Below are 1,737 nucleotides of genomic sequence, written 5' to 3'. Positions count from 1 at the left end.
GCTGCAGGGCGTGTTCGGCGCCGCCATCGTGCCGCTGTCGCAGACCTTCCTGCTCGACATCAACCCGAGGGAGCGCCACGGCCAGGCGATGGCGATCTGGGGCGCTGGCATCATGCTTGGGCCGATCCTGGGGCCGACGCTTGGCGGCTGGCTGACGGAAAACTTCAACTGGCGCTGGGTGTTCTTCATCAACCTGCCCGTCGGCATCCTCGCTTTCCTCGGCATGGCCGTCTATCTCCCCGTCATCGCCAAGCGTGTGCGCGGCTTCGACTTCTTCGGCTTCGCCATGCTCTCGGTCGGCGTCGGGGCGCTGCAGCTTCTGCTCGACCGCGGCGGCGAGGTCGACTGGTTCAATTCGGCCGAAATATGGATCGAGCTCGCTCTGTCGCTCACCGGCTTCTGGGTGTTCATCATCCACACGGTGACGGCAGAGCATCCCTTCATCGATCCAAAGATCTTCCTCGACCGCAATTTCGTGACCGGGCTGGGCTTCATCTTCGTCATGGGCGTGCTGATCCTGGCCTCGATGTCGCTGTTGCCGCCGATGCTTGCCAACATCTTCGGCTATCCGACCGTGACGATCGGCGTCGTCCTGGGGCCGCGCGGCATCGGCACGATGATTTCCATGCTGGTCGTGGGCCGCATCATGCACAGGATCGACGCACGGATCCTCGTCGCCATCGGTTTCCTGCTCACCGCGCAGTCGCTCTACACCATGGCGAGCTTCACGCCGCAGATGGACAACTGGCTGATCATCACCTCAGGCGTCATCCAGGGTCTCGGCATGGGCATGGTGTTCGTGCCGCTGTCGGCGGTCGCCTTCGCCACGCTCGACGCGCGCTACCGCACCGACGCCACCTCGCTGTTCAGCCTGGTGCGCAATCTGGGCTCCTCGATCGGCGTGTCGGTGGTCGCGGCACTGATGGTGCGCAACACGCAGATCAACCACACCGAGCTTTCGACCTTCATCAACCCGTACAACCCGAACCTGTGGGCCGCGTCGCCGGCAGCCGCAGCCGGCGATCCCGCGGCGCTTTCGCAGGTCGACTTAGCCGTCAACGCCCAGGCGATGATGATCTCCTACATCAACGATTTCAAACTCCTGATGGTGATGACGCTGGTCGCGATCCCGTTCGTCATCCTGCTGCGCAAGCCGAAAGCGGCGCCGGCGGGTGGGGCGCCCGCGGCGCATATGGACTAGGACCGCCACGCCGGTTGGTCCTAGATCACAGCCGGGACAAGCTGCATCGTTCCAGCGTTGAGCGGTCGGATGAATGCGATGCAGACATTTCCCGTATTCGATCTTGGACAATTCGAGACTGCGAGCGCCGCGCAGAAGAAGGCGCTCGGCCGCGAGGTCGACCACATCTGTCGCAGCACCGGTTTCCTGGCGATCAAGAACCACGGCGTTCCGCAGGCAGTGATCGACGCCGCCTGGTCGAAGGCGAAGGCTTTCTTCGACCTGCCACCCGAGGAAAAGCAGCGCTCGAAGGCGCCCTACAAGGGTTATCCCTACGGATATCTTGGCCCCGAGCTCGAGGCGCTGGCAAAATCCCGCAATGTCGACACGCCGCCGGACTTGAAGGAGAGCTTCAACGGCGGACCCCTCCGCGTGCCGCCGGGCATGAAGGACCCGGAGGCGCTGGCCTTCTGCTACGCCGAGACGATCTGGCCGGCCGAGCCAGTGGGCTTCGTCGAAGCCTGGAAAGCCTATTACGCGGCTCTCGAGGACCTGGC

2 protein-coding genes are annotated in these 1,737 nt (G+C 63.9%); both read left to right on the top strand.

From position 1 onward, the window contains the following. Positions 1-1,201 (top strand): DHA2 family efflux MFS transporter permease subunit (locus EOD07_RS33385; protein ID WP_127238255.1); only part of this gene is annotated, 1,201 nt, incomplete at its 5' end. A 78-nt stretch (positions 1,202-1,279) separates the two neighbouring features. Then, the coding region (locus EOD07_RS33380) for a 2-oxoglutarate and iron-dependent oxygenase domain-containing protein (protein ID WP_206519637.1) at positions 1,280-1,737 on the top strand (458 nt) is incomplete at its 3' end.

The organism is Mesorhizobium sp. M2C.T.Ca.TU.002.02.1.1, assembly GCF_003997225.1.
This window is presented reverse-complemented; position numbering and strand designations above follow the sequence as displayed.